This window comes from Synechococcus sp. JA-3-3Ab (genome assembly GCF_000013205.1).
Classification (GTDB): Bacteria; Cyanobacteriota; Cyanobacteriia; order Thermostichales; family Thermostichaceae; genus Thermostichus.
On record NC_007775.1, the window covers coordinates 1,161,787 to 1,186,913 of the forward strand.

The 25,127-nt window shown below is 59.0% G+C and carries 29 protein-coding genes and 1 pseudogene; 12 read left to right on the forward strand and 18 right to left on the reverse strand.

Translation table 11 applies throughout. The annotated features are described in order from the left end of the window. Window positions 1-23 precede the first annotated feature (23 nt). The 6 genes from CYA_RS05325 to CYA_RS05350 all read left to right on the forward strand — a co-directional run bounded on the left by CYA_RS05325 (window position 24) and on the right by CYA_RS05350 (window position 6,126). Entirely contained in the window at window positions 24-1,118 is a 1,095-nt protein-coding gene (locus tag CYA_RS05325; RefSeq protein ID WP_011430007.1) for a CsgG/HfaB family protein, read from the forward strand. A gap of 244 nt (window positions 1,119-1,362) precedes the next feature. Further along, a complete protein-coding gene (locus tag CYA_RS05330; protein ID WP_011430008.1) occupies window positions 1,363-2,022 on the forward strand; it encodes an SDR family oxidoreductase in 660 nt (219 codons plus the stop codon). 114 nt (window positions 2,023-2,136) lie between these two features. Further along, a complete protein-coding gene (locus CYA_RS05335) occupies window positions 2,137-4,671 on the forward strand; it encodes a dynamin-like GTPase family protein (RefSeq protein ID WP_011430009.1) in 2,535 nt (844 codons plus the stop codon). Between the two features lie 47 nt (window positions 4,672-4,718). Beyond that, the gene (locus CYA_RS05340; protein WP_011430011.1) at window positions 4,719-5,129 is read left to right on the forward strand and encodes a KGK domain-containing protein; all 411 of its coding nucleotides are present in this window, start codon (window positions 4,719-4,721) and stop codon (window positions 5,127-5,129) included. 323 nt (window positions 5,130-5,452) lie between these two features. Next, complete coding sequence (locus CYA_RS13730) at window positions 5,453-5,869, forward strand: KGK domain-containing protein (RefSeq protein WP_049749739.1); 417 nt, start codon at window positions 5,453-5,455, stop codon at window positions 5,867-5,869. 2 nt (window positions 5,870-5,871) lie between these two features. After that, window positions 5,872-6,126 carry an HNH endonuclease gene (locus CYA_RS05350; RefSeq protein ID WP_011430012.1) on the forward strand — a complete coding sequence of 85 codons (255 nt, stop codon included), beginning with the start codon at window positions 5,872-5,874 and terminating at the stop codon, window positions 6,124-6,126. A gap of 65 nt (window positions 6,127-6,191) precedes the next feature. Here the strand turns inward: CYA_RS05350 and CYA_RS05355 are convergent, their stop codons facing one another. Then, window positions 6,192-7,160, reverse strand: a complete 969-nt coding sequence (locus CYA_RS05355; RefSeq protein ID WP_011430013.1) for a YgfZ/GcvT domain-containing protein — start codon at window positions 7,158-7,160, stop codon at window positions 6,192-6,194. 94 nt (window positions 7,161-7,254) lie between these two features. Between CYA_RS05355 and CYA_RS05360 the strand changes: the two genes are divergently transcribed. Further along, the gene (locus CYA_RS05360; protein WP_011430014.1) at window positions 7,255-8,793 is read left to right on the forward strand and encodes a hypothetical protein; all 1,539 of its coding nucleotides are present in this window, start codon (window positions 7,255-7,257) and stop codon (window positions 8,791-8,793) included. Between the two features lie 130 nt (window positions 8,794-8,923). Then, window positions 8,924-9,118: a hypothetical protein gene (locus CYA_RS05365; protein ID WP_011430015.1), complete on the forward strand. Its 195-nt coding sequence runs from the start codon at window positions 8,924-8,926 to the stop codon at window positions 9,116-9,118. On the opposite strand, the gene CYA_RS05370 is transcribed toward CYA_RS05365, so the two are convergent. From CYA_RS05370 to glmU, 6 genes and pseudogenes are all read right to left on the reverse strand, one after another. Continuing rightward, the gene (locus CYA_RS05370; RefSeq protein WP_011430016.1) at window positions 9,115-10,077 is read right to left on the reverse strand and encodes an AEC family transporter; all 963 of its coding nucleotides are present in this window, start codon (window positions 10,075-10,077) and stop codon (window positions 9,115-9,117) included. The two genes, CYA_RS05365 and CYA_RS05370, sit on opposite strands and share 4 nt — an antisense overlap. 5 nt (window positions 10,078-10,082) lie before the next feature. Next, window positions 10,083-11,363: a 4-hydroxy-3-methylbut-2-enyl diphosphate reductase gene (locus CYA_RS05375; RefSeq protein WP_011430017.1), complete on the reverse strand. Its 1,281-nt coding sequence runs from the start codon at window positions 11,361-11,363 to the stop codon at window positions 10,083-10,085. A gap of 147 nt (window positions 11,364-11,510) precedes the next feature. Beyond that, a complete protein-coding gene (locus CYA_RS05380; RefSeq protein WP_011430018.1) occupies window positions 11,511-11,786 on the reverse strand; it encodes a lipopolysaccharide assembly protein LapA domain-containing protein in 276 nt (91 codons plus the stop codon). Between the two features lie 22 nt (window positions 11,787-11,808). Further along, the gene (locus CYA_RS05385) at window positions 11,809-12,285 is read right to left on the reverse strand and encodes a pentapeptide repeat-containing protein (protein WP_011430019.1); all 477 of its coding nucleotides are present in this window, start codon (window positions 12,283-12,285) and stop codon (window positions 11,809-11,811) included. 117 nt (window positions 12,286-12,402) lie between these two features. Further along, window positions 12,403-12,936: a PPC domain-containing DNA-binding protein gene (locus CYA_RS15285; RefSeq protein ID WP_346426061.1), complete on the reverse strand. Its 534-nt coding sequence runs from the start codon at window positions 12,934-12,936 to the stop codon at window positions 12,403-12,405. Continuing rightward, window positions 12,919-14,268, reverse strand: a pseudogene (gene glmU, locus CYA_RS05390) (bifunctional UDP-N-acetylglucosamine diphosphorylase/glucosamine-1-phosphate N-acetyltransferase GlmU); the annotation flags it as partial. The pseudogene glmU and the gene CYA_RS15285, both read right to left, overlap by 18 nt. Before the next feature lie 118 nt (window positions 14,269-14,386). On the opposite strand from glmU, the gene CYA_RS05395 reads away from it, so the two are divergent. From CYA_RS05395 to CYA_RS05410, 4 genes are all read left to right on the forward strand, one after another. After that, window positions 14,387-14,815 carry a hypothetical protein gene (locus CYA_RS05395; RefSeq protein ID WP_011430021.1) on the forward strand — a complete coding sequence of 143 codons (429 nt, stop codon included), beginning with the start codon at window positions 14,387-14,389 and terminating at the stop codon, window positions 14,813-14,815. Window positions 14,816-15,123: 308 nt separating this feature from the next. After that, window positions 15,124-15,585 carry a ubiquinol-cytochrome c reductase iron-sulfur subunit gene (locus tag CYA_RS05400; protein ID WP_228375465.1) on the forward strand — a complete coding sequence of 154 codons (462 nt, stop codon included), beginning with the start codon at window positions 15,124-15,126 and terminating at the stop codon, window positions 15,583-15,585. Between the two features lie 60 nt (window positions 15,586-15,645). Continuing rightward, window positions 15,646-16,767, forward strand: a complete 1,122-nt coding sequence (locus CYA_RS05405; RefSeq protein WP_011430023.1) for a glycosyltransferase family 4 protein — start codon at window positions 15,646-15,648, stop codon at window positions 16,765-16,767. Between the two features lie 97 nt (window positions 16,768-16,864). After that, window positions 16,865-17,758, forward strand: a complete 894-nt coding sequence (locus CYA_RS05410) for a PRC-barrel domain-containing protein (protein WP_011430024.1) — start codon at window positions 16,865-16,867, stop codon at window positions 17,756-17,758. Between the two features lie 171 nt (window positions 17,759-17,929). On the opposite strand, the gene CYA_RS05415 is transcribed toward CYA_RS05410, so the two are convergent. The 11 genes from CYA_RS05415 to rplE all read right to left on the reverse strand — a co-directional run bounded on the left by CYA_RS05415 (window position 17,930) and on the right by rplE (window position 25,097). Further along, complete coding sequence (locus CYA_RS05415) at window positions 17,930-18,910, reverse strand: alpha/beta fold hydrolase (RefSeq protein WP_011430025.1); 981 nt, start codon at window positions 18,908-18,910, stop codon at window positions 17,930-17,932. A gap of 29 nt (window positions 18,911-18,939) precedes the next feature. Next, window positions 18,940-19,164, reverse strand: a complete 225-nt coding sequence (gene infA, locus CYA_RS05420) for a translation initiation factor IF-1 (RefSeq protein ID WP_011430026.1) — start codon at window positions 19,162-19,164, stop codon at window positions 18,940-18,942. A gap of 130 nt (window positions 19,165-19,294) precedes the next feature. After that, complete coding sequence (gene map, locus CYA_RS05425) at window positions 19,295-20,068, reverse strand: type I methionyl aminopeptidase (protein ID WP_011430027.1); 774 nt, start codon at window positions 20,066-20,068, stop codon at window positions 19,295-19,297. Between the two features lie 38 nt (window positions 20,069-20,106). After that, window positions 20,107-20,688: an adenylate kinase gene (locus tag CYA_RS05430; protein ID WP_011430028.1), complete on the reverse strand. Its 582-nt coding sequence runs from the start codon at window positions 20,686-20,688 to the stop codon at window positions 20,107-20,109. Beyond that, window positions 20,688-21,986, reverse strand: a complete 1,299-nt coding sequence (gene secY, locus CYA_RS05435) for a preprotein translocase subunit SecY (protein WP_011430029.1) — start codon at window positions 21,984-21,986, stop codon at window positions 20,688-20,690. Before secY ends, CYA_RS05430 begins: the two co-directional genes overlap by 1 nt. Before the next feature lie 108 nt (window positions 21,987-22,094). Continuing rightward, window positions 22,095-22,568: a 50S ribosomal protein L15 gene (gene rplO / locus CYA_RS05440; RefSeq protein ID WP_011430030.1), complete on the reverse strand. Its 474-nt coding sequence runs from the start codon at window positions 22,566-22,568 to the stop codon at window positions 22,095-22,097. 23 nt (window positions 22,569-22,591) lie between these two features. Further along, entirely contained in the window at window positions 22,592-23,128 is a 537-nt protein-coding gene (gene rpsE, locus CYA_RS05445; RefSeq protein ID WP_011430031.1) for a 30S ribosomal protein S5, read from the reverse strand. Between the two features lie 18 nt (window positions 23,129-23,146). Further along, entirely contained in the window at window positions 23,147-23,515 is a 369-nt protein-coding gene (gene rplR / locus CYA_RS05450; RefSeq protein ID WP_011430032.1) for a 50S ribosomal protein L18, read from the reverse strand. Between the two features lie 2 nt (window positions 23,516-23,517). Continuing rightward, entirely contained in the window at window positions 23,518-24,063 is a 546-nt protein-coding gene (rplF, locus tag CYA_RS05455) for a 50S ribosomal protein L6 (RefSeq protein WP_011430033.1), read from the reverse strand. 26 nt (window positions 24,064-24,089) lie between these two features. After that, window positions 24,090-24,494: a 30S ribosomal protein S8 gene (gene rpsH, locus CYA_RS05460; protein WP_011430034.1), complete on the reverse strand. Its 405-nt coding sequence runs from the start codon at window positions 24,492-24,494 to the stop codon at window positions 24,090-24,092. Between the two features lie 60 nt (window positions 24,495-24,554). Then, window positions 24,555-25,097 (reverse strand): 50S ribosomal protein L5, encoded by a 543-nt coding sequence (gene rplE / locus CYA_RS05465; protein ID WP_011430035.1) that lies wholly within the window; start codon window positions 25,095-25,097, stop codon window positions 24,555-24,557. Window positions 25,098-25,127 lie beyond the last annotated feature (30 nt).

Consider the following 25,127-nt stretch of genomic DNA (forward strand, 5'->3'; position numbering starts at 1 on the left):
GCGGGAGTACCCCGGAGGTTCTGATGGACTGTGGCCACCTCTTCGATCTAGGAGATCGCTCAACCAGGCGCAGCCTCTCTTCCATTCTGCTGTTCGGGATCCCGCTGCTGAGCTTGGGTTGGATGGGGATCCCGGTGGCTGCCCAATCCACCAATCCGGAGCTGTGCCAGAAGTTTCCCCAAGACCTTCGCTGCAATCTCTCTGCCCCCAGCCAGGTAGGACAAGCGCCTCAACCCACCACTCGCCCGCGCGTTGCGGTTTTGGATTTTGATTTCAGCAGCCTCAGCAATTCCTACAGCCTGCGCGAGGCATCCCGGGGGGTGAGCGATCTGCTGGTGGATCGGCTGGTGAGAGATGGCACCTTTTCGGTTATCGAGCCCTCGCGGCTGGACGCGATCTTGGCCGAGCAGAACTTGGGGCTATCGGGGCGCTTAGATGCCAACACCGCCGCTCAGGTGGGCCGGATCCTCGGGGTCGATGCTGTGATCCTCGGCAGTGTTACCCAGTTCGATGTGTCGGTGCGCCGTTCTGGGGGTGAGGCGCGGGTCTTGACCCCCTTCGGCAGCTTCCCGCTGGCGGTGGGGGCCGAGGTGGTGGATGCTGATGCCAACGTGCAGCTCAATGCCCGCCTGGTGAGCACCAGCACGGCGGAGATCTTGGCCGTGGTCGAGGGCCGGGGCAACGTCAGCCAGTCGGATAGCACCGTCACGGTTGCCGACTTTGGCGGGGGATCGGCCACCAGCAACGAAGAAAAGCTGCTGGTTTTGGCCAGCCAACAGGCGGTGGAGCAAATTGCCCAGCAGTTGGCCGGTTTTGCCAGTCGCTTAGCGGCCCAGCCCCGCTCTTTGCCGACCGTCGATGCCTTGGTGGCGGATGTCTATGGTAACCAGGTGATCTTGAACAAGGGCAGCAGCGACGGCTACCGCGTGGGATTGATCCTGTCTGTGGAGCCCGTCGTTCGCGAGGTTAAAGATCCGGCCACGGGGGCAGTCCTGCGCAAATTGACTGAGCCCGCTGGCCAGATCCAACTGACAGAGGTGGATCAGGGATCCAGTGTGGGCCGCATTCTCAGCAGCTCTGGCTTTAAGGTGGGGGATGTGGCCAAACCTATTCAATAAAGCTTCAAGACTTTCAAGATCCCTTCCCTTTGAACCGCAGGTCTACCCGGCGGTGGAGCGGAGGATGTTTTGGAGCTGGCCGGCTGCCGGGATCGAAGCTGGCGCCCGCGGTTGCCGCGACTACCCCTGTCGCATGGACAGGATCCCTGCCTGGGCGGATTTTGGGAAGATAATGGTCTTAGCAAGGCCAGCATGGAACCTGGAACCGCCACCGTCACATTAAGCAGTTTGGCAGGGGGAGAGGATGAAGGCTTTTGTTGCAGGGGCTACAGGAGAAACAGGGCGGCGCATTGTCCAAGAGTTGGTGGGCCGCGGCATCCCGGTACGGGCGCTGGTGCGCAGCCGCGAGTTGGCCGCTCGGGTTCTGCCCCCCGAAGCAGAAGTGGTGGTGGGAGATGTGCTGGATCCGGCCACGCTGGAAGCCGGCATGGAAGGATGCACGGTGGTGCTCTGCGCTACTGGCGCTAGGCCCAGTTGGGATCCCTTTCTGCCCTACCGAGTGGACTACCAAGGCACCAAGAACTTAGTGGATGTAGCCAAGGCCAAAGGGATCCAACACTTTGTTTTGATTTCTTCTCTGTGCGTGTCTCAGTTGTTCCATCCTCTCAACTTGTTTTGGCTGATCTTGGTGTGGAAAAAGCAAGCCGAAGAATACTTGCAAAAAAGCGGCCTCACCTACACCATCATTCGGCCAGGGGGCCTGAAAAACCAGGACAACGAAGATGGCGTTGTCCTCTCCAAGGCCGATACCCTCTTTGAGGGCAGCGTCCCTCGCATCAAAGTTGCCCAGGTAGCTGTCGAAAGCTTGTTTCAACCGGCAGCGAAAAACCGCATCTTCGAGATCATCGCCAAGCCCGGCGTTCCCAACCGCGAGTGGAGCGACCTCTTTGCCCTGGCAAGCTAGGTTCTGTGCTGTTAGCCATCAAAGGGTGCCTTATCTGAAGAAAAGTAGCATGAGAACCTTCCCCTTAGGGCTGAGGGCGTTATAATCTCCCCAGCCCTAGCGGAGATCCCTGAGATGGCTGTGCAACTCTTGCCTCAGTGCGAAAACTTACGGGAGCACGTTGAAACGATTCTAAACCTCTGGCAGCAGGATCCCACCCTTTCAGGAAAGCAAGATACAACCCGAATTCAAGCTTCGCTGAGCAAGGCTATTTCCCCAACCTTTGAGATTGTCTTCGCCGGTGCTTTTAGCGCCGGCAAGTCGATGTTGATCAACGCTTTGCTAGAAAGGGAGCTTCTCTACAGCGCCGAAGGACACGCCACAGGGACAGAGTGCTACATTGGCTACGCAGAGCCAAATGCTGAGAGAGTGGTGCTCACTTTTCTCAGCGAGCAGGAAGTGCAAGAACAGATGACCGCCTTCTGCGCTTTCCTAAACTTGGCTCCGTCACTCAGCAGGCTGGAAGACACTGCACTGAATCCCCTGAAGGAGCGTGCTGAGGCTATTATTCAACAGGAGGGAGGTAAAAGCAAGTCAGAGCGGGCAAAGCAGGCGGATGCCCTCCGCTTGTTGATTACAGGTTTCCAGCAGAACCGGGACAAAATTCACCCTACCGAGAACAAAGTCTTCTCGATGGAGCAGCTCAACTTCGGCAACCTAAGAGAAGCTGCGGGTTTTGCCCGGCGCGGCGCCAATAGCGCAGTTTTGCGAAAGGTGGAATACTATTGCCACCACCCCTTGCTGGAAGATGGAAACGTTATTGTCGATACTCCTGGGATCGATGCTCCAGTCAAAGCGGATGCAGAGCGTACTTATCGAAAAATTGCCGATCCGGATACGTCCGCAGTTGTTTGCGTTCTCAAGTGTGCTGCAACGGGTGAGCTGACCAAGGAAGAGACAGAGCTTATTGAGCATATTCAAAGTAATGATAGCATCAGGGATCGGGTCTTCTATGTATTTAACCGGATTGACGAGACTTGGTACAACGCACAACTAAAGCAGAGACTAGAAAACATTATCGACCAGCAGTTTCGTCAACTCCGCGTATTTAAGACAAGCGGCCTTCTCGGCTTCTATGGTTCCCAGATCAAGGCAACTACCCCCGAGGATCGATTTGGACTGGATACAATCTTTTCAGAAAGCATCAAAGAATTGGGTGGTGAGGAAGAAACGCCCCAGTTTGTCAGCGAGTTTAATAAGTACTGCACGTCGGGTAGGCTAGTTGGATCCCCGTTCCGCCCTTCTGTACATGGGTACGACACACCCATAAATAACTACGTTCGGATTCTGAGGGAGTGGGGAAAACCTTTGATTGAGTATATGATTAAAGATAGCGGTATTGAAGACTTTCGGGCTGGGATCACTCGTTATTTAACGGAAGAAAAGCGGCCACAGCTATTTTCCGCGCTGGCCGATGATTTGCAACCTCTCTGTATCGAGATGAGGAAGTCCTATCTAGATCTCTACCGAGACATTGATAGCCAGCCCAAAGAGATTGACAGCATGATTTCCTATGAGCTGACGCTGATCAATCAGCAGCTAGCCAGTATTGGCCGAGAGTTTGACGAGCATATCCAGACAGTAGTCAATAAAGTTATTAACGGAGAAAACAAAGAATTTGAGAACGATTTCCATAAATTGAAGACTAGGATGGTACGGAGGCTAGATGAGCTTTTGGATACTTTTTCGTTGGACAATGTTTACAGTCAAGCCGTTCGCATTCGTCCCCGCAACTCCACAGCTCCATTCTTAGCTGTATTGGTCGAAGCCTTTTATTATTTGTCCAACCATCTAGAGGACATCCTGGTAGAATCAGCCAGCACGCTTGTAGAGAACTTCTTTCGTCGCCTTGTTGATGAAGTTCGCAGCTCGAGCTACTACAGGCAGTTGTTTCGCCTACTGGGATCCGATGGGGACTTGGAGAAAAAGCTTCTTTTGGTTAAGGAGGTAACTTTGAGTTCTCTTGTCAATGGTGCCCGAAAAGAGTGCGACCGCTACCTCAGAGAAAGTCCCCGCTTCTACGACGAAGGAACATTCTCGATCTACCAGTTTCGAGAAGTCCTAAAGCAAACCAGCCAATCTTATGACATCTCTGCTATTCGCGACGCAGAGCCTGGAATCCGACAATTACTTAAGCTTGACTTCGAGCAGAAAGTTAACCAGACAGTGCGTTCTAGCTTCCGACAAGAGACCAACAATACTCTAAAAACTCAGCTATTGCCGGTTGCCAAGCAAGTAGCCGATGAGATTTTGCAAAAGTACCCAGAAGCAAAGCAGTTCATGGAAGCAACTCTCAGAAAAGAGGCTGAAGAGAAAATTGCGCTTAACCAACAGCGGCTGAAAGAACTGGAGGCAAGCATAGACAAGTACAACCAAGCTGTTTCTGGGATCAACCTCTGCTTGCAAGCTTTGGGCCTCAATCGTGAGATGCTGCCCTTGATTACTCGTCCTGAACCTTCCTCTGTTGGTGAGTCAGTTCAAATTTTGGCAAGTCTTCCTGAACAGCAAGTAGGTGACAGCAATGCAAGCGAAGCAGTCGCTCTTGGTCGTTCTACACCCATAGACGAGAGTTTTCCAGAGTTGGATAGCATTCTCGATGATTTGAGATAGAGCGGCTTGTCTTTGTTTTTGGCCTTTCACTTGATCCAGATAAAGTCATGGGATCCAAATCGATACCTCTACAGCAGCACCCAGAAGGGATCCTCTCTGTAAGGGAGAAAACTTTCAAGGTTGCCAACTTGGTCAAAGCAGCCCAAGAGGACTTGACCAAGAAAGAAGAGCTGCATCGCTTGTTCATTGCGGCCTTGAGATCCTCAGGGATCCTGCCGCCGGAAGACTTGCTCAACATTGCCAGTAGCCTTCTTGCTCCCAAGCCAGAAGAAAAATTGTTGCAAGAAGCGAAGTGGTTTGGGCAGGGACTTGCTTGTCAACTCTTGGTGCCAGGCAAGAAGGATTGGGAAAAAGGCAGAGTCAGATTGCGGATCATTGTAGAGTTTGAGCCAGAGGATACAGGCTCAGAGAGCAGCAGTGGATCCCCTCTGGATGACCTTCGCGAAAGTGAGAGCTAGCCTAAGCCAGAGAGACATAGAGGGGGTTGGGCAAGTGTCAAGTAATGATCAATCTCAGGAGTGCTTTGTTGAGCTAGATATTTTCCAAAATACTGTCATTGATATAGGAGGACGCCTAATCTACTCGCAAGAGTTTGCTCAGGTGTACTCAGAGATTGTTTATGAGAGTATCAGATCCTACTTATCCAGCAAACTTAGCGAAAAGGGAGTCTCGATTCTATGGAGCAACTTGAACGGAATAACTAACGTGAAAGGAATTCCTGCTAAACTCTTACGTCCTGGCTCACCGTGGATTGCTGTCTCTATGTCTTGAGGTCGATAAGATGACAAAAACATCCATTAATCTTAGCCAACTGGGAGACGGAGTTATCACTTTTATCAACAAGAACAATAAGCAGAAAGTCTACATGATTTCCAAGCTTTGCGATTCTATCAATTCTTATTTCCTGAGGTTTGACCAAATGGGAAGCGGACTAAACAGTCACTTGAGTTCGTCTGAGATACAAACAGGTATTCCCCATGAAGATCAGGTTCATTTTTTCTATAAAGGAGTTCCATGCTCGATTCTTTCTCCTAAAACTAACGGTTGGCAGACCGGTAGAGTAAAAGTAAGAGTAGAAGTTACGATTGACTTTTATCCTGACAATCCTGAATTTCTGATAAAAGAACCCGACCAAGAGATATTAGAACCTCTAGATGAAAAGTCTCCACTGGACGATCTTCGCAGTATGGATGAATAACGATGAAAGAAAGAAAATCCGGCGAAAGGATTCTAATTCCAGCAGCCGTGCGGGAGTATGTTTTCCAAAGAGACGGCTTCCGTTGTCGCGGTTGCGGAAAGTCGCCCCCAGAGGTTCAGCTTCAGATCGATCACATCATCCCCATTGCCCAAGGGGGCAGTAACGATATCAGCAATCTGCAAACGTTGTGCAAAACCTGCAACCGACGCAAAAAGGATCGACGGGATCCCCGCTTTCGCCGCCACTTTGACTGGTGAGTTGCGGTGTTTCGCCTACGCTTCTCCCTCTAGAAAAGAGAGGAGAGAGGTCTGCAAAAACAACCTCAGACAATAGGCGGAAAGCTCAAAAACGGCATTCGAGTCAGGACTCCCGGCACCGAGCCGACTTCTACTTGTAGACCTTCGGCGGGCTCAAACTTGGTGCGCACGTATCCCAATCCCAGGTACTCTTGCGAAGTTTGGCCTGCACTGGTCAGCAGCCCAATCTTTTCCCCCTGCCGCAAAATCTCTGTGCCAGGACGAGCTTCTCCTTGAAGGCGGATCCCCCACAAAGTTTGCCGAATGCGCCGGTAGGTTACCTGCTTGGCCAAGACTTCCTGGCCAACGTAGCAACCTTTGTCAAGGGAAACAGCTCGCCACAGGCCGGCTTCTAGGGGGTTGTAGTCTGAGGTCAGCTCTCGGTCGGCGGCGGGGCGACCCGCTTCTAGGCGGAGGACTTCCCACAGCTCAGGTGGGGCCAGCTTGGCTCCGGCTTGGAGCAAGCATTCTTCAAGAGCGACTTTCTGGTCAATGGTGCCCCAGAGGGTAAACCCCGGCTGGGCAAGACCCGTGCCACAAGCCAGATGGACAGGGATCCCCTGGATCTCCACGGCGCAGTGCTCATGAGGCCCGGTCGGGATCCTTTCTGAGCCCACCACCTTCTCCAGGAGAGCCTGACTCTGGGAGCCGAGCAATCCAAAGCCAAAGGTCTGATCTGTCTCATCTTGCAACTGTGCTCCCCGCACCAAAGGCAGCATGCGCCCCAAACTCTGCATCAGCAGGCTGCGCCGCTGAGGTGAAGTCCAGATCCAGCAGTCTTCTTCTCCCACGTACACCGTTGCCAAATCCAGGATGCCGGCGGTGGGGGTCACGAAAACCGTGTCGGCCCCCTGCCCTGGCTTGAGGGCCTTCAGATTTTGGGTGCTTCGGTTGTGCAGATAGTCCAAGCCTGGGGATCCCTTCATGCGCAAACGGCCCCACCCGGAGCGGTCTAGAAGCAGGGATCCCGTGGAAACAGCAGCTAGAAGAGACATCGCTCACCCCAGAGATGGGCTTTGGTTTTCTTCTCTACCCTAGAATAGGCTAGTTCACCCTACCGTCTGTGGCAGACCCCCGGCGTACTGAACTGTGATTGAGGTTGAAGTCCACCAACAGTTGCGGCAGCTTTTGCGGCAGTCTCCCGAAGCCCTGTGGCCCCATCAGTTGACAATGGCCCGCATGGTGGCACGGGGATTGCGGTTGGGTCGCAGCACCTTGATTCAGGTGCCCGCCGGGGGCCAGCACCGCCTCAGCTATCTGCTGCCGGCGTTGATGTGGCCGAGTGCCACGTTGCTCTGTGCCACAGTGTCCGTGCAGGCGCAAATCTTGGGAGAAGAGATCCCTTGGCTCCGGCAGACCCTGCAGTTGCACAAGCCCGTCCTGCAAAAAGACCGTTGGCCGGATCCCGATTTTCAGGGGTTGCTGCTGGTGGATCCCCTGGACTGGCTGCGGGCTCGCTTGAGGGGAGCAGAGATGCCGACTGGGATCCCTCTCATCCTGGACGGAGCCGAAGACCTGGAAGAGTGGGCCTACCAGGCGCTGACGGTCACCCTGGAAGCCAGTCACTGGCAGCAACTGCGGCAGATCTTCCCTGCCGAGGCGGAGCGGCTTTCCCAGGCCCAGGTGAATTTAGCCCTGCAGCTTTTGCGGCGACCGCTTTCTCGCTGCCTCCTGCAGGCAGATGAACAGGCTCACCTGGAGGCAGCGCTGTCTTTGGTGGTGAGCTACGCCGGCTGGCTGCCGGATCCTTGGGATCAGCTCCGCCAGCGGCTCTGCGCCGAGGGGGATCCCGCTTCCCGCTGGGTTTGGTGGGCGGAAACTGACCGCGAGACCGGTCGCCTCACCCTTTACCACAGCCCGGCGGCTCTACACGAGTGGCTGGCACCCATCTGGGCCACTCAGCCGGTAGTGATCATCGGCGAGGCCCTGGACCTGGATCGGCAGGCGGAGGCCTATCGTTGGCGCCTGGGCTTGCCAGATCTGACGCCCTTGCGCTTCAGCTCAGGCGAGGATTGGATCCGTTCCGGCGGGGAGCCCTTGCCGAGCCTTTCCCTCTACTTGCCGCGGCTGCCCTTGCCCAACAGCCCCCTCTTCCGGGAGCACCTGTTGCAGGAGCTAAGGAGCCTGATCCCGCAGGTGCAGGGCTTTGTGGTGGTGCTGGTGTCGGATCAACCTCTGCAGGTACAGGTGGGGGCTGCTTTGGCTGCCGAATTTGGCTCGCGGGTGCGGGTAAACAGCCTATTTCCCGGAGAAAAGGGCATTTTGGTCTGCGACTGGCCCTACTGGCTGCAGCACAAGGCCAGCCTGCCCTGTCCGGAACTGCTGGCCATTGCCACCTTGCCCTTTCCCTCGATGGAGGATCCAAGGGTGGCCGGACGGGTGCAGTATCTGCAGCGCACCCAACAGGACTGGTTCCGCCAATACCTCTTGCCAGTGGCGGCCAGCCAATTGCAGCGGGCTGTTGCACCTCTGCGACAAGGCGCAGAAGCAGGTGAAGCCTCCGGCTTGCCCACCCGCTGGGTGGCGATTTTGGATAGCCGCATCGTTGCCCGCAGCTATGGCGTTGCCCTCCTCAATGCCTTGGGGCCAGCCCTGCGCATCCAGCAGCGCAGCCAATTGTTCGTTTAGGGATCCCCTTGCCCCCAGCCCCTCTCCCTCAGGGAGAGAGATAGGCAGATTTGTATCCTAGAGAGCTAAAGCCAACAGGGATCCGGGCTATCCTGAGTTCAGTCTGCTCTCAGCTTCCTCTTCAGAAACCATGACCAGTCCTGCTCTCAGCCCCGATACAGAACGGCGCGCCCAAGCGGTTTGGAAGTCGTTGCGGCAGGCCATCGTGGAAAGCTCGGGCTTCCGCGGATGGCTCCAAGGACGGGAACTGCCCAGCCAGGAGGCTGACCTGGATCGTCTGGTACATCGCTACCTGGAGCAAACCCTCTCTCACCTGGCCTACTAGGTTCCCCACAGCAGCAACCAGAAAGGTAGGGTCAGCAGGGCCGCCACGTAGCCTAGGGCCAAGGCTGCTGCTGTTAGCTCCCGATCCAAGTCGTATTCCTCCGCCAGCACCAGGGTGGCAATAGCAGGAGGCATGCCGGTCTGCAAGACCAGCACCAGCTTGGCCAAGGGGGGATAGGGGGTCAAGGCTAACCCCAGGCCCACCAAAAGGGGCAGGACAACAATTTTGATGAAGAGGGCCGCGGCGGCGGGGCGAAGGGATCCCCAGTGCGGCACCTGGGCTAGCCGTATGCCCAAAAGGATTAAGCTCAAGGGAATCGTGCTCCAGGCAAAGGCAGTCAGCCCTTGGGCCAGCCATTCTGGGAGAGGGTGGCGAGCCATTGCCAGGCCGACAAAGAAAGACCAGAGAGTGGGACTGCTTAGGACGCGGAGCGTGGCCTGCCAGGGAGGGGTGAAGGAAGCGCTGTAGCGGCTGGCAACCCAGACTCCCAGACCGTAGGCGGCCAAGAGGGTGCCCAACAGGTCGTAAAACAAAGCCCAGCCAAAGTAGGCGCTCCCGCCCACCGCCAAGCAGATGGGGTAGCCCAAATAACCCGTATTTCCCAGGGTGGCTGTCAGGTAAAAGCTGCCTCGCCGGGCTCTGCTCCAAAGCCAGGGATCCCCCTCTTTCTTCCCCTGCCAGGTGTGGTGCTGCCACTGCAGCCAGGCACTGGCCAGGGTATACCCTAGCCCTGTGGCCAGCCAGCAGACCAAAGGGGCCGCCCAGAGCTGGCCAGAGAGGTCCGCCGTCTGCATAAACCCAAGGGTGCCCAGGGGAACCCCCACCCAAAACATGAAGCGGCCCAGCGCTTGGGGATTTAGCCAATGGCGCCAGGGGGGAGGTAGCCCTCTCTGCAGGACAAACCCCAGCAGCGTCCAGCCCAGCAGGGGGAGGTAGACCTGAAAAAGAGTGGTGAGCACGCCTTCTAGAAGCCGAGGGGAAGGGATCCCTGCGGAGGGGTCTGCGGCTGTTCGCGCAGGGCAAAGATGCGTAGGATCACCTCCTCCACGACGCGGTCGGGGGTAGAGGCACCGGAGGTAATACCAATCTGCACTGGCCCGTCGGGCAGCCACCCCTCGGTAACAATTGGGTCTTGGTGGAGGGGCTTGTGGCGGATGCGGTTGGGGGGCTGGATGCAGTCGGGGCCATCGATGTGATAGGAGGGCAGCCCCTTGGCCAGGGCAATTTCTTGCAGGTGGGTGGTGTTGGAGGAGTTAAACCCGCCGATTACCACCACCACGTCCAAGGGCCGCTCCAGCAGCTCGAACATGGCGTCCTGCCGTTCTTGGGTGGCGTTGCAGATGGTGTTAAAGCTCATGAAGTGCTTGTCCAGCTCCTGGGGGCCATATTTGCGCAGCATGGTGGTCTCAAACAGCTTGGCAATGGCGCGCGTTTCCCCTTCCAGCATCGTGGTCTGGTTGGCGATGCCGATCCGCTCCAGATCCCGATCCGGATCGAAGCCGGGAGATGTGGCCTTGCCGAAGCGGCGCCGAAATTCTGCCGCATCTCCGCCGTGCAAAATGTAGCGGGCGACCCATTCCGCCTCTTCCAGGTTCAGCACCACCAGATATTTTTGGGCAAAGGAGCTGGTGGCCACGGTTTCTTCGTGGTTGTACTTGCCGTGGATCACAGAGGTGAATTGAGCGGCGCGGTGCTTGTCCACCTGGTTCCAGACACGGGATACCCAGGGGCAGGTGGTATCGACGATCTCGTTGCCCTGCGACCGGAAAAACTCCATTTCTGAGACACTTGCCCCGAAGGCAGGCCAGATCACCACGTCCTCAGGCCGGATCTGGGAAAAGTCTTTCTTGCCGTCCGGGCCTTTCTCCACAAAGCGGATCCCCATCTCCTGCAGGTGGCGGTTGACCAGGGGGTTGTGGATGATCTCGTTGGTGATCCAGATCTGGCGATCCGGAAAGCGGCGCCGCGCTTCGTAGGCATATTCCACCGCCCGTTCCACCCCCCAGCAGAAGCCAAAGGCCTTGGCCAGATGGATGGTGATATCCCCCTGCCGATAGCAGTAGGACTGGGCGCGGATCTGCTCCACCAGGGGGCTTTTGTAGGTGGTTTGCAGCTCCCGTTGGGCCTGATCCTTGTGCTCTTCAAACCCTTTGGCAAAGTAGTTGCTGGAGCTGCGCAGGGCCTTGCGCAGGGCGCGCGGATCCTGGGGGGAGCTAGCCGGGGAAGAGGGTTGGGAATGAGGCATGGTTGTCACTCGGGCTGTGCACCGCTAACAGCAAAGGGATCCTCTCTCAGCTTACGCCCTGTCTTGAGTGCGTGGGTCACTCCGGCGGCAGGACAGCCCACAAAAATCTGAAGGGATCCCAGACTCGATCGGCAAGAGCCAGGGCGGCTAAGGCAGCGGCTGATCTTGCCTTTCCAGTTGCTGCAGCCGTTCCTGGAGCTGACGGGCAGTCAGGGAGAAGCTGCGCCCCGGCCAAAGCAAAGAGCCCAGCCCCGCCGTCAACAGGCCCAGGCCGATGGCCACGGCGATGAGCAATCCCAAGGGCAGCTCCACCGAGCGCCAAATTAAAAAATGGACGGTCAGGGGGGTGGGGTTTTGTCCGGCCAGGACTGCCACTCCCAAAGCCAGCAGCAGTGTCAAGGCCAGGTTGAACAGCAGCAGCATGAGGGATCCCGTCGCAACAGTTCTATTCTGCCTTGCTGGCCGACGGAGCAGCCCAGGGCTGCACTGTGCCATCGGGCAGGATGGCGCCGCTCAGGTCAGCGCCCGTCAGCACTGCTCCGCCTATTTTTGCCCCGCTCAGGTCGGATCCCTGCAGTTGGGCGCGGGTTAGCTTGGCTTCCCAAAGGTAGGCCCCGTGCAAGTTGGCTTCCCGCAAATCGGCAAAGCTGAGATCGGCGCCGATCAAGTTGGCTTCCCAAAGGTTGGCCCCGCGCAGGTTGGCCCCCATCAGGTTGGCGGAGCTGAGATCGGCCCCCCGCAGATCGGCCTCCTGCAAGTTAATTCCACTCAGCTTGCCAAAGGAAAGGTTGGCCCCTCTCAGATTCGCCCCCTGCAGGGTGGCGCGCACCAGATCCACGCCCACCAGGTTGGATTCTTGAAAGTTGCGCTCGCCGGCGGCATATTCTGCCAGCAGCTCCTCTGCAGTGGTCACTCGGGGCATGGCCGGGTACCCCCAATTGCCGAGTTTATTTCAGCAACCCTTGATTGCCAAACGAGGTGCTAATGACTCAATGCTAAATGTTGGCCATTATACCGTCCATCTACAGCCGCTTGCGGCTCACGGCGGGCAAGAAGGGATCCCCACCCCTGTCCCATCTGCCCTCTGGGGAGAGGGCGGGGTTGCTTCTGCCACCTTTTCAATGTGCAGCTCCAAGTAGCCGGTGGCCGGATCCGGCTGGCGGGAGAAGCGGTACTCCAGGCTGTCGGCGAGGACGATCTCGGCGGTGGTGTAGATGAGGCAGCCGGGGCGCAGGTGCCCTCCCCAAGTTCGGCCCTGGGCATCGGCAACGGCGAGGTGAAGATGGACTCCGTCCGGGCACAGGGATCCGCTCAAAGCCAGGATCTCCAGGCGTTCCGACAATAGGTAATCCTCGGTTTGATCGGCCAGGCGCAGGGTGGCTTGGCTGAGGCTGCCGACGGCGCTGAGGACAAACCCCGCCTGCAGGGGTTGCTGGCGGGCAAAGCGCTCCAATTCCTGCTTTAGGTCTTGGCCGGGCAGCAGGCGCAAGGGGTAGACGCGCAGGGATCCCGTGGGTAGAGGCTGGGGGCGGCCAGCAGCAGCGCTCCCCGGTCGCCAGCCCGGCTTGACCACCGGGTAGGCGCGGGCGATCACCAGGCAGTCGTCGGGCACAGGGTAGCGGGCAGGGATGGTGGAACCGGCGGCGATGGTGACATCGGATCCTATCTTGAGGGGAGCCACCAGCACCGAGTTGGCCCCTGTCTTGCTGCGATCGCCGATTTCTGTGAAGTGCTTCTGCTGGCCGTCGTAGTTGGCGATGATCGTGCCGGCGCCAATGTTGACCTGGGATCCCAGCTTGGCGTCGCCCAGGTAGGCCAGGTGGGCGGCGTTGGTATGGGATCCGATCTGGGCGTTTTTGATTTCCACAAAGTTGCCGATGCGGCAGCCGTCGCCGATCTGGCTGTGAGGGCGCACGTGGGCGTAGGGGCCTACCCAGACGCGATCCCCGATCTGGCTGTGGCTGACCACCGAGTAGAGGATGTGGCAATCGGAGCCGATGGTGCTGGACTCGATCCAACTGCCCGGCCCTAGACGAGTGCGCGGCCCAATGCGACAGACGCCCCGCAGGTGGGTTTGGGGTTCGATCACCACATCGGGGGCCAATTCCACCGTCTCTTCCAGGCTGACGCTGTCGGGATCCACAAAGGTGACCCCGGCTTCCATCCAGGCTTCCTTGAGGCGATCCTGCAGAATCTGGTAGGCTTGGGCCAGTTGGCGGCGGTCGTTAATGCCGACGATTTCCCGCGCATCCTCGGCGTCCAGGGCGATGGCGGTGTCCAGAAGTTTAACGGCCTCGGTGAGGTAGTACTCCTGCTGGGCGTTGTTCCGGCCCAGACGGGGCAGCACCCTTGCTAGGGCCGGCCAGTGGAAACAGTACACCCCGCTGTTGATGCGGCGATTTTGCCGTTGGGCCGGGGTGCAGTCTCGCTCTTCCACCAACTCCAGGATCCGCTGCTGGGCATCGCAAAACACCCGCCCATAGCCGTAGGGATCCGCCACCTGGGCCGAGAGCAAGGTCACATCCGGTTGAACTTGGCGGTGGCGCTCCAGCAGCGCCTGCAGGGTTTCCGCCCGCAACAGAGGCACATCCCCGTTGACCACCAGCAGATCCCCCTGAAAATTCTCCAGAACGGGCAGAAGCTGCTGCACCGCATGTCCAGTGCCCAATTGCTGCGCCTGCTCCACAAATTCGACCGGGTACTCCTGCAGGGCTCGGCGCACTTGCTCCTGCTCGTACCCCACAATCACCAGACAGCGCTGGGGTTTCAACGTCAGCACCGTGCGCAGCAGCCGCTCGATCAAAGACAGGGATCCCAGCTTGTGCAGCACCTTGGGCAACTGCGACCGCATGCGGGTGCCCTTGCCCGCCGCCAGGATCGCCACCGCCAGATCTCGTTCTGCCATGTTCCCCCCAGACTCTGCCCCCATAAAGTATATGCGGCAGGATCCTGCTCAAACTGTAGCTTGACAGAGCCGCGTGCCACTTGAGCTAGCCTAGTGGCACGTGTAGGTGGGGCAGACGATGGCGGAGAGCAAAAGCTCTGATACCCCCCTTCAGAAACGTCAGCGCCTGGTGCGCGAGGTGGCCAGTTGGCTGGCGGTGCTGGGGGTGCTGATCCCAGGGCTGCAGCGTTTTTACATGGGCCACAGGCGCTGGGGCTGGGGCTACTTGGTGCTGGGGCTGATGGTGTTCGTTCCTTCCATCCCGTTGCAGCTCCTCGGCTACGGGGTACGCGCCCTTTGTTTGCTGGAAGGGCTGTGGTTTCTCACCATGACCAATGAGGACTTCGATTTTCGCTTCAATCGAGATCTCATCGAGCTGGACTGGACCAGTGCGAAAAGTCGGGAAGTCCGGGATCCCGAGCAGCAGTTGGAGATCCAGTTGAAGCAGGGCTTGATTACCCGCGCCGAATACGAGGAGCGCCGCCGCTACCTTCGCGAGATCTCGTGAGTGGGACTGCGATTGCTCCAAGATATTTCCGACCTATCCCCCCTCCACAGCAAGCCCGTTGACACCCTCCCCACTCTCAGACCAAGAAAACGACTGGCGATGCTTAGAAGGGGTGGGCGGTTCTTCCCCATAATCTAGGGACAGGCCCGACCGACCTTCGCCAGAATCCCATAAAAGTGCGGTTTCGCGCTGGCTGAAGCTGTCCTAGTGTAACAAAATATTAAGAGGAGCCGCCGGGCTAGCGTCCCGTTTGGGAGGCCACGCTTGGATTGGTTCCTAACCGACACCTTGCATCCATCTCAGGACACATGGCCATGTACAACAATCGTCGCGGTTTTCTTCGTTGGCTGGCGCTTGGTTTTGGCTCGCTGGTGGGCCTGTTGCCTGCCTTGGCTCAGCGCCGTTTTAACCGTGCCATTGCCCAGGGTGCTGCTTCGGGCCCCAAAGCGGCTGAGCCGGAGTTCGTTAAAGTGGCAACGCTAGAAGATCTTAAAGAAGGCCCCTTCAAGGTAGAAGACGCCTTTGGGAAAAACACCGCCACCCTTTGGCTAGTCGGGGATCCCCAAAAGGAAGACTCGCTGCTGGCTCTGGATGCAGCCTGTCCCCATGCCGGCTGCGACGTGGACTGGCGGGGGGAGAACTTCGTCTGCCCCTGCCATGGCTCAGTTTTTGCCGCCGATGGCAGCCGTACCCGTGGCCCGGCCAATGCCGACCTGACCGCCTACAAAGTTAAGGTGGAGAAAGGGGAAATCTTCGTGGCCAGAACCTGACCTTGTCCCCCCAGGGTCAACCAGACTAGCCAGCAAGGGGTCGAGCCTGCTAGGGCGCCCATGCCTCGTACCTACCGCTTCTTGTTTGTCTCCACCCCCGTTGGGCCCCTGGGATCGGGAGCTGGCGGCGGGGTGGAGCTCAACCTTGTCAACTTGGCGCGGAGCCTGCTTGAGAGGGGAGCCCAAGTGCGCGTGCTGGCCCCTGAGGGCTCCTGCAGTGTCGACTTGCCGGAAGGGGTGATCGAGGCGGTGGCCGGCCTCCCCCCGCCCTATGCCCAGAGCCAGCGCCGCGACGAGCCGGTTTGCCTTTCCATCCCTTCTCTGTTGGCCAACCTCTGGCGGCGGGCTGCCCAACTGCAGGATGAGTTTGAGCTCATCGTGAACTGGAGCTACGACTGGCTCTCGTTCTACCTGACAGGTTTTTTCCGCACGCCGGTGGCCCATATCGTCAGCATGGGCTCCCTTAGCGATGCCGTTGACCAGGCCTTGGAGCGCATCGCGCGCACCTATCCTGGCCGGCTGGCGGTACACTCGCGAGCCCAAGCCCAGACCTTTGCCTTTGCCCGGGCCCAGATGGCGGCTGGTCGGGATCCCTTTGTCTATTTGCCCTGCGGCGTCGACCTCAGCCGCTACGAGTTTGTGCCAGAGGGGAACGGATCCCTGTGCTGGGTTGGCCGCATTGCCCCCGAAAAGGGCCTGGAAGACTGCGCCGCCCTGGCCGAGAAGACGGGGAGGCCGGTGCTGATCCTGGGCCACCTGCAAGACCCGGCCTACTGGCAGCAGATTCGAGAACAGTACCCGCGGGCTCAATTGGATTACCGGGGGTTTTTGCCCACCTCTCAGATGCAGCGGCTCTTGGGCCACTGCTCGGCCTTGATCATGACCCCTAAGTGGGTGGAAGCCTTCGGCCTGGTGGCGGTGGAAGCCTTGGCCTGCGGTGTGCCGGTGATCACCTACCGCCGCGGCGGGCCGGCGGAAATTGTCCGCGATGGCGAGACCGGCTGGGTGGTGGAGCCAGACGACGTGGCAGCTCTGGCAACAGCGGTGGAACGCCTGGATCAGATCGCTAGAAGCCGCTGCCGACAGCACGCAGAAGAGCACTATTCCCTGCAGGCCATGACAGAGCGGTTTCTGGCCTGGAGCGAGCAAATTGTCCAGGATCCGATCCCGGCAGCCCGCTAGGGAGAAGACAGGCAATGGTACTATTTGATTTTGATGCCTGGGGCCGGATGACCAGCCCACTGACGCGGACACTTCGACTCACGACGGGGAAACCACCATGACGACTGGGAAAGAATCTGTTGCGCTGGTGCGATCAGAGGTTCGTCGGCGGTCACAGGTTCTGGGAACGCAGGTGATCAGCCAAGCCAATGCCGCCCGGCTTGGAGTAGTTAGCGAAGTTTGGGCAGATCTGGAAGCTAGGCAAGTCCTGGTGCTAGGAGTGCTGGAAAAGGCCTTTGCCGGATCGCCGCGTTTTCTGGAGCTGCGGCAGGTCACGGCCCTAGGACAAGACGCCATCCTCGTCCCCAGCGATGAAGTCTTCGAGGACTTGGAGTTGGAGGGTCTCAGCCGGGTAGTCGGCAGCGAGGTGATTACCGAAGAAGGGATCCGCCTTGGAAAAGTCAAAGATTTCGAATTCAACTCCGTCTCCGGCCTAATCACCGGTTTGATCCTCTCCAACCTCGGCCTGACCTTTTTGCCCGGCTTTATCCTCAGCACCTACCTGCTCTCTGCTGATGAAATCGTCTCCATCGGCGGCGATCGCCTCATCGTGGCCGATGGCGCCGAAACCCGCCTAGCCCAACTGACCAAAGGGATCTTGGAAACCCTCGGCCTGGGCAAGCCCTCCTGGCTGGTCGACACTGGCTCCGCCCCCGCCCTGCCCAGGGCCGTTGATGAACCTGCCGTCGAGGAAAACTACGAGGAAGTATACGACGAAGAATACGAGGGCGAAGAAGAGGAATATCCCGAAGCAGAGCCTGAACCCCAGGCCGAGGCGGCGCCTCCTCGTCGGCCCGAGCCTGCTCCTGCTGCCGAGCAGCCAGAATGGGAGCAAGAGTACGTCAAAGCAGAAGCCCCCCCTTCCGAGCCAGCTCCTGACTCTGCCCCGGCCGCTCCCAGCTCCCCTTTGGATAGGGACCCCTGGGAGGAGAATACCGGGGAGCCAACCTGAGCTCTGAGCCCGGCTTCGCTCCTCTTCCCAAAGTGACGGCCCAGGGGTGACCCCATGTCAGCCGGAGCGCCTGAGCCTGAGAACTCTTCCTGGATTGGAAAAAACCAGACTGACCGGACAGTCGCCGCAAAAAGTCGGCAAAGGCGTGAGTTTTCCCTGCTCGGGGATCCCCTAGGTTGGCAGGGCAGGATCGGCCTCGGCCAAAAAGCGCAAAGCCACCGATAAAAAAGCTTGCGGCGCTTCGATGTGGGGAAAAGCAGCCCCTGGCAGTCGATAGATCGGCACCTCTGGGCGCAAGGCACGATACCGCTCCGCCTGTTCTGATCCAGTAAGGCGGTTGTTTTCTCCCCAGACCAGAGCCATCGGCTTGTCCACCACGCGAAAGTCCTCCTGAATGGGCAAGTTAAGCTTGCCGGTCAAAAAAGAACGGGGGGCAAATTGGGCCCCCGCCTGGTGGGCCGCCTGATAGTAGTAGTCCACCACCGCCTCATCCAGAGCGTACCCAGGGGAGAACAGGCTCTGCTCCGTAAATAGACGTACACTCCAGGGGGTGGTGATGACGTTGTAAAAGGCCAGCCCCAAAACCGGCAAGCTGAGAAGACCATACACCGCCTCAGCCAAAGGGATCCCTAGCGCCTCGGGGACAAGGCTGTTGTCTCCTAGAGGGGCGATGAGCAGCAGCTTCTGCCAGTGCTGAGGCTGCAGCCGGGCCGAGCGCAGCACAAACCCTGCCGAGAGAGAATTGGCAATGGCGTGGCAGGGGCGCCCGATCACCTGGCCGACAAAATCCCCGATCATCCGGACATATAGGTGGCCGGTGTACTCCAGATCGGGGCGCTCCGAGTTGCCCCAACCCAACAAATCCAAAGCGTAAACCTGATAGTGCTGGCCCAACTCCGCCATCACGGCGCGAAACTCGTAGCTGGAAGAGCCGGCCCCGATGCCGTGCAGCAGCAACAAGGGCTGGCCGGATCCCGCAACCTTGTAAAACAGACGGTGGCCGCGCCAAAAATAGTGCCTCTCCTCCCCCGGCAAGAGGCTGGGCAGAGGCTGGGTTCGAGAAGCGATCCAGGCGTTGAGCACGGCCAGGGCACTTACCCCGCCGGCCGCAACCCAGAGGCCGGTTTTGAGAACTTGGCTCAGCTCCTTCATGCTCAGCGGCCCCAGCTAAGGCCAGACGGCTACTTTTTCTTGAGGCGGTAAGTGATGCGCCCTTTGTTCAGGTCATAGGGGCTGAGCTCTACCTTGACCCGGTCGCCGGGCAAGATCTTGATGTAGTTGCGGCGGATCTTGCCGGAGATGTGGGCAAGGACGTTAAAGCCGTTGTCCAGGTCCACCCGGAACATGGCGTTGGGCAAGGACTCGGTAACCACCCCTTCCACTTCAATGGCGTCTTCTTTAGACAAGGAACCCTCCTTAAAAAACAACACAACAGAAATATCGATAGGAAACCCGCCCTGTTAAGAGCGAGTTAAGAGCCGAAACAATACTCCACCTCTTCTATCCTAGCCGTTGCCGCCCTTCAGCAAGGGATCCCTAGGACTGAAAAGGGGTGCGATCCGTCAAAATCTCAGCCCCAGAGTCCGTGATCAAGACCGTGTGCTCAAACTGGGCCGACCAAGAGCCGTCCACCGTCACCACCGTCCAGCCATCCGAGAGCACCCGCGTGGCCTCTCCCCCTGCATTCACCATCGGCTCGATTGCCACCGTCATGCCGGAGCGCAGCTTGGGATTGGGAAGGTCGCGGGTGCGGTAGTGGGGAAACTGCGGCTCCTCGTGCAAGTTGCGCCCCACGCCGTGGCCGACGTACTGCTTCACCACGGAGTAGCCCCGCCCCTGGATGTAGTCCTCGATGGCGCCTGAGACATCCTGCAGCCAGACGCCGTGGCGCACGTGGTCAATGCCCGTCTGCAGCGCTTTGGCCGCTGTGTCGATCAGGTCGCGGGCGGCATCGCCGAGGGGCTCCAGGCCAATGGTGATGCAAGAGTCGGCATGCCAGCCTTCGACCATGGCGCCAAAATCCACCTTGACGATGTCCCCCGGCTGCACCACTTTGCGGGGGCTGGGGATCCCGTGTACCACCTCATGGTTGACGCTGACACAGACACAGGCGGGAAAGCCGTAGTAGCCCTTGAAGCTGGGCAGGGCATTCAACTCCGCTACCCGCCGCTCGGCATAGGCATCGATGTCTGCCGTTGTCCAGCCTGGCTCCAGACACTCGGCAATTTCCTGCAGCACCTGGGCCACCACCCGCCCGGCCCGCCGCATCTTCTCCACCTCCCGGCGGGACTTGATCTCAATGAGCTGCATGCCCCGCCGCGGGGAGAGATTTCCCGCCCCCGTCTTGATCACGCTGTCCTCCTGAAGCCTTCCAAGAGAGCCCGCAGATGTTCTTGTACCGATTCCATCGGCTGGTTGCCATCGATCCGTCGCAGACGACCCCTGGCCTCGTAAAAGTCGATCAGCGGAGCCGTCTGCTCCCGATACACCTGCAAGCGTTTGAGGATCACCGCCTCATCGGCATCGTCGCTGCGCCCCTGCTCCTTGCCGCGGGCCAACAGCCGTGCCACCACCACGTCGTCCGGCACTTCCAGGTTGAGAACGTGGTCGTAGTCTTGCCCCAACTCCCGCAACAGCTCTTCTAAAGCCTCCGCCTGCGCCAGGGTGCGGGGGAAGCCGTCCAGGATCCAGCCCTGCGCTGGCGAGTGTTGCAACTGGCCCTTCACCATCCCAATTAACACCTCGTCAGGCACCAGCTCTCCCGCATCCATGTACACCTTAGCCTGGCACCCCAGCGGCGTTTGGGCTTTCACCTCTGCCCGCAGCAGGTCGCCTGTAGAAATTTTGGGCGTGTGGTAGATCGCTGCCAGCCGCTCTGCCTGGGTGCCCTTGCCCGCTCCCGGCGGCCCCAAAAAGATTAACCTCGGCACTATTGCTTGACCATCCCTTCGTAACGCTGCGAAATGACGTAGGTCTGGATCTGTTTGGAGGTCTCGATCGCCACCCCCACCAGGATCAGCAGCGAAGTTGCCCCCAAGCCCTGAAAAGTGGTGATGCCGGTCGCCCGCTCCACCGTCGTCGGGATGATGGCCACCGCACACAAGAACAAGGCCCCCAGCAGGGTCAGCCGGTTGAGGATCCCTTCGATGTACTCAGCAGTGGCCTTGCCCGGGCGGACTCCCGGAATGCTGGCCCCCATCTTCTTCAGGTTCTGCGCCAGATCCACCGGGTTAATGATCAAAGAGGCGTAGAAATAGCTGAAGAGGAGGATCAGCACGAAGTAGAAGGGAATGTAAAACCAAGAGGTAGGGGCCAAAAGGTTGGCCACCTGCACCAAAGTCAGGTTCTGGGTGTACTGGGCCAAGGCAAAGGGCAGGGACATCACCGAGTAGGCAAAGATGATCGGCATCACGCCCCCCTGGTTTAGCCGCAGGGGCAGGTAGCTCTTCTGCTCACGGAATAGCTTGTTGCCCACCTGGCGCTTGGCGTAGACAATAGGGATTTTGCGGCTGCCCTCCTGGACGAAGACAATGCCGACAATGGTGGCTAGGAAGACGGCCATCAACACCAAGATGCCGCCGATGGTGCTGCTATCAGCACGGGCTAGGCTGATGGTCTGGCCCAGAGCGCGGGGCAGCGTGGCGACAATGTTGACGAAGATCAACAGCGACGGCCCACTGCCCACCCCCTTCTCCGTGATCATCTCCCCCAACCACATGACAAACATGGAACCTGCCGTCAGGGCCAGGGTGGTGGAGGCCACAAAGGCCAACTCGTTGCTGGTGTTGGCGAACTCCCGCACCCAGAAGGAGATGCCGATGCCCTGGATGATGGCCCAAATCAGGGTAACGTAGCGGGTGTACTGGGAAATCTGTCGCCGCCCCTGCTCCCCCTCGTTTTTCTGCAGGTTCTCCAGGGCCGGAATGGCCGAGACCAGCAGTTGCATGATGATGGAGGCGTTGATGAAAGGCAGGATGCCGAGGGCGAAGATCCCCAAAGCGGAGATACCGCCGCCCGAGAAGACATCCAGAAAGCCAAACACAGGACTGTTGGCGGCTTCGGCGGCAAAGCGAGCTCGGTCAATACTGGGGATGGGAATGTAAATGCCCAGCCGCACCAACAGCAACAGGCCTAGGGTAAGAAACAGACGTCTGCGCAGGCCAGAAGCCATGGCCATCTGCATGAAGGTCTCTTGGGCGGAGGGAGCGGAGCCTCGTGAGTCAGCCATAAATCTAGAAAACCTCGCGGAAGGGAAAGGCAAGGTGAGCTATTTACCACTCTACGCTGCCGGTGGGAAAGTCGGCAAAATAGAGAAGCTGCAAACTGCAGCCCAATTTTAGGATCCAGCGGAAGCAGTCTGGGATCCCACGAGCTCCACCCGACCCCCGGCTGCCTCGACCTTGGCTCGGGCTGAGGGGGTGATGGCAGCCGCTCTGATCGTCAGGGGCACGCCCACTTCCCCGTCTCCCAAGATCTTCAGCGGGCCATCGTTGGTGGTCACGATCCCCAAATCCATCAAGCTTTCCAAGCTGACCTCGCTGCCAGCGGGCAACTTGGCCAAAGCGCGCAGGTTGATCAGGGTGTACTGGGGGCGCCGCACGTAGCGGGGGAAGTGCTTGAGCTTGGGCAGCCGCCGATAGAGGGGGGTCTGGCCTCCCTCAAAGCCGGGCCGGGGACCGCCTCCTTTGCGCGCCTTCTGTCCCCGCATTCCCTTGCCACAGGAGGCTCCCTGTCCAGCAGCGATGCCACGGCCCAGGCGTCGTCGCCGCCGCGTCGAACCTGGTTGGGGGCGAATGTCTTCTAGTCGCATACTGACCTCCGGCTAACTTGCTGTTACTTACCAAACAGGCGGCGCACGTCGATCCCTCTATCTTCAGCTACCTGCTCAAAGGTGCGCATCCGCCGCAGCGCGTCAATGGTGGCACGGGCGTTGTTGAGGGGGTTGCTGGATCCCAGTTGCTTAGCCAGACTGTTGCGCACGCCCGCCAGCTCCAGAACCGTGCGCACCGCTCCCCCGGCGATGACCCCTGTCCCGGGAGCTGCCGGCATCACCAGGACAGTGGCCCCACCGCCTGATCCCCGCATGGGATGGGGTACAGACAGACCCTTGGTGAGGGGCACTTCGATTAGGTGCTTTTTGCCATCCACAACTCCTTTGCGCACAGCCCCGATGACGTCGTTGGCTTTGCCCACGCCAACCCCCACCTGGCCGCGCTCGTTGCCCACCACCACCACGGCCCGGAAGCTCAGCTTTTTGCCGCCCTTAACTACTTTGGTGACGCGCCGGATCTGGATGACCCGCTCCTGCCACTCGCTAGTCTGCTCTTCGCGGCTCTTTTTGCTTCTGCGACGTTCTCTTTGCTCAGCCATATGCCATCTCCTCAGGGCCTAGAACTGTAAGCCTGCTTCGCGGGCGGCTTCCGCCAGGGCCTGGACACGCCCGTGGTAGAGCTTGCCGCCGCGGTCGAACACCACTTGACAAATGCCTGCCTGTAAGGCCCGTTGGGCGACGGAGCGACCCACCACGGCGGCAGCCTCTCGGGTGGCCGTGCCAATGTCTTTGAAGGCTTCCCGCAGCTCCCTGTCCAGCGTGGAGGCAGAGACTAAAGTGTGCTGGGCTACATCGTCGATCACCTGGGCGTAGATGTGGCGATGGGAGCGAAACACGGCCAAACGGGGCCGCTCGGGCGTCCCGAAGACCTTGCGGCGAATGCGGCGATGGCGACGTTGGGTGGCAGCTTTGCGAGTGATTTTCATAGCTACTTCTTGGCCTTCCCGGATTTACCTGCTTTGCGACGAACCTGTTCCCCTACATAGCGAATCCCTTTGCCCTTGTAGGGCTCTGGCGGACGGACGGCCCGAATCCGCGCCGCCGTGTTGCCCACCAGCTCTTTGTCGATACCTGAGACGACGATGACGTTGTTGCCCTCAACCGCTATTTGGATCCCTGGCGGGAAAGGGATCTCCACTGGGTGGCTGTAGCCAACGTTCAAGATTAACTTGTTGCCCTGGGTGGAAGCCCGGTAGCCCACACCCACCAATTCCAGCCTGCGCTCAAATCCCCTAGATACGCCGTCCACCATGTTGGCAACCAAGGTGCGGCAGAGGCCGTGCAGTTGGCGGGCCGGGCGAGACTCGTTGACCCGGCTGACCTTGAGCGTCTGGGCTTCTTGATGCACCGCAATCAAGGGGGGCAAACTGCGAGACAGTTCTCCCTTCGGGCCTTTTACCGAGATCTGCTGCCCCTCGATCTGAACCTCTACCTTGGCAGGAAGGGCGATGGGGCGTTTGCCAATGCGAGACATGGGCCAACTCCTGGCAAGAGAACAACTCAATAGACGTAGCAGAGCACTTCGCCGCCGATGCCCTGCTTGCGAGCATCCCGGTCGGTCATGATGCCGTTGGAGGTGGAGATGATGGCAATCCCAATTCCTCCCAACACCCGAGGCAGTTCTTTGTGGTTGCAGTAAACTCGCAGCCCGGGCCGGCTCACCCGCTTCAGGCCATTGATGATCGGCTTACGACCTTTGCCCTTGTACTTCAACCGCAACACAAGCTGAGCGTGGATCCCTTCTCCCTCTTCCTTCCAGTCGCTCACAAAACCTTCCTCATGAAGAACGCGAGCGATGCTGCGGGTCATGCGTGTGGCCGGGACCGCCACCGATTCATGCCGAGCCATGGTGGCATTGCGAATGCGGGTGAGCATGTCGGCGATCGTGTCGTTGGTGTGGGCCATGGGTGGGTCGGTGCTCCTCGGAAGATCGATCAAGTCGAGACAATTGCAGATGGGCAAACCTTAAGAGGCAAAGGGCATGCCAAACTCTTTGAGCAGGGCACGGCCCTCTTCGTCGGTTTCGGCGGTGGTCACAATGGAGATGTCCATACCTCTGATCTGGTCTACAGAGTCGTAGTTGATTTCGGGGAAGATCAGTTGCTCGCGAATACCAAGGGTGTAGTTGCCCCGCCCATCAAAAGATTTGGGGCTGACGCCACGGAAGTCGCGGATACGAGGGAGGGCAATGTTGATCAGCCGATCCAAAAACGCGTACATGCGCTCCCGCCGCAGGGTCACCATCAGGCCAACCGGCATGCCCTTGCGGATTTTGAAACTGGCAATCGCCTTTTTGGCGCGGGTAATCACCGGACGCTGGCCCGTGATGGCGCTGATCTCGGCGATGGAGGATTCCAGGGCCTTGGCGTTTTGGGAGGCATCTCCCAGGCCGCGATTGATCACGATCTTTTCCAGACGCGGCACCTGATGGATGTTGGTGTAGCCCAACTCTTTTTGCAGCTTGGGAACGATGACGGTGTTGTAGAGGATTTGCAGACGCTGGGGCATGGTCGGTTCTCCTGGGGGCTCTGGGCTGGG

Excerpts from the sequence above, each read along its gene's own strand:
- CYA_RS05415 (WP_011430025.1), bottom strand. The coding sequence starts at position 18,910 with ATGAAGGAGCTGAGCCAAGTTCTCAAAACCGGCCTCTGGGTTGCGGCC.
- rpsE (WP_011430031.1), bottom strand. The coding sequence starts at position 23,128 with ATGGCTGAGCAAAGAGAACGTCGCAGAAGCAAAAAGAGCCGCGAAGAG.
- rplO (WP_011430030.1), bottom strand. The coding sequence starts at position 22,568 with ATGCGACTAGAAGACATTCGCCCCCAACCAGGTTCGACGCGGCGGCGA.
- CYA_RS05365 (WP_011430015.1), top strand. The coding sequence starts at position 8,924 with ATGACCAGTCCTGCTCTCAGCCCCGATACAGAACGGCGCGCCCAAGCG.
- CYA_RS05355 (WP_011430013.1), bottom strand. The coding sequence starts at position 7,160 with ATGTCTCTTCTAGCTGCTGTTTCCACGGGATCCCTGCTTCTAGACCGC.
- CYA_RS05325 (WP_011430007.1), top strand. The coding sequence starts at position 24 with ATGGACTGTGGCCACCTCTTCGATCTAGGAGATCGCTCAACCAGGCGC.
- CYA_RS05380 (WP_011430018.1), bottom strand. The coding sequence starts at position 11,786 with ATGCTGCTGCTGTTCAACCTGGCCTTGACACTGCTGCTGGCTTTGGGA.
- CYA_RS05385 (WP_011430019.1), bottom strand. The coding sequence starts at position 12,285 with ATGCCCCGAGTGACCACTGCAGAGGAGCTGCTGGCAGAATATGCCGCC.
- rpsH (WP_011430034.1), bottom strand. The coding sequence starts at position 24,494 with ATGGCCCACACCAACGACACGATCGCCGACATGCTCACCCGCATTCGC.
- rplR (WP_011430032.1), bottom strand. The coding sequence starts at position 23,515 with ATGAAAATCACTCGCAAAGCTGCCACCCAACGTCGCCATCGCCGCATT.
- rplF (WP_011430033.1), bottom strand. The coding sequence starts at position 24,063 with ATGTCTCGCATTGGCAAACGCCCCATCGCCCTTCCTGCCAAGGTAGAG.
- CYA_RS05410 (WP_011430024.1), top strand. The coding sequence starts at position 16,865 with ATGACGACTGGGAAAGAATCTGTTGCGCTGGTGCGATCAGAGGTTCGT.
- CYA_RS05375 (WP_011430017.1), bottom strand. The coding sequence starts at position 11,363 with ATGCCTCATTCCCAACCCTCTTCCCCGGCTAGCTCCCCCCAGGATCCG.
- CYA_RS05335 (WP_011430009.1), top strand. The coding sequence starts at position 2,137 with ATGGCTGTGCAACTCTTGCCTCAGTGCGAAAACTTACGGGAGCACGTT.
- CYA_RS05395 (WP_011430021.1), top strand. The coding sequence starts at position 14,387 with ATGGCGGAGAGCAAAAGCTCTGATACCCCCCTTCAGAAACGTCAGCGC.
- CYA_RS13730 (WP_049749739.1), top strand. The coding sequence starts at position 5,453 with ATGACAAAAACATCCATTAATCTTAGCCAACTGGGAGACGGAGTTATC.
- CYA_RS05405 (WP_011430023.1), top strand. The coding sequence starts at position 15,646 with ATGCCTCGTACCTACCGCTTCTTGTTTGTCTCCACCCCCGTTGGGCCC.
- CYA_RS05400 (WP_228375465.1), top strand. The coding sequence starts at position 15,124 with ATGGCCATGTACAACAATCGTCGCGGTTTTCTTCGTTGGCTGGCGCTT.
- CYA_RS05340 (WP_011430011.1), top strand. The coding sequence starts at position 4,719 with ATGGGATCCAAATCGATACCTCTACAGCAGCACCCAGAAGGGATCCTC.
- rplE (WP_011430035.1), bottom strand. The coding sequence starts at position 25,097 with ATGCCCCAGCGTCTGCAAATCCTCTACAACACCGTCATCGTTCCCAAG.
- CYA_RS05330 (WP_011430008.1), top strand. The coding sequence starts at position 1,363 with ATGAAGGCTTTTGTTGCAGGGGCTACAGGAGAAACAGGGCGGCGCATT.
- CYA_RS05350 (WP_011430012.1), top strand. The coding sequence starts at position 5,872 with ATGAAAGAAAGAAAATCCGGCGAAAGGATTCTAATTCCAGCAGCCGTG.
- secY (WP_011430029.1), bottom strand. The coding sequence starts at position 21,986 with ATGGCTGACTCACGAGGCTCCGCTCCCTCCGCCCAAGAGACCTTCATG.
- map (WP_011430027.1), bottom strand. The coding sequence starts at position 20,068 with ATGCAGCTCATTGAGATCAAGTCCCGCCGGGAGGTGGAGAAGATGCGG.